Below are 255 nucleotides of genomic sequence, written 5' to 3' on the forward strand. Positions count from 1 at the left end.
GGGCTTGGAAGAATAGTCGAAATCGAAACGCAGCTCCTCAGCTGCAACTCTCATGGCCGTCGGTTTCAAAATGATGAAACGGTCCGGCTGAGCGATAAATGGAAAGAAGGTGACAATAGGCCATGAGGCCACTCTCGATTTCTTTCGCGGCAGCTCGTTTACTGAAACGATCCAACTGATAAAGCGTTCTTTCAGCGAACACTCTCCGTGCAGCAGCTCGTATAGCCCTTCACTGAAAATTCTGGCACCATCATC

At 49.4% G+C, this 255-nt stretch carries 1 protein-coding gene; it reads right to left on the reverse strand.

The window, feature by feature from the left end:
- A partial coding sequence (locus ACZ3HH_RS30710; protein ID WP_465810447.1) for a hypothetical protein occupies positions 1–255 on the reverse strand: 255 nt, incomplete at both ends.

The organism is Pseudomonas sp. PME37.24/025, from assembly GCF_055556615.1.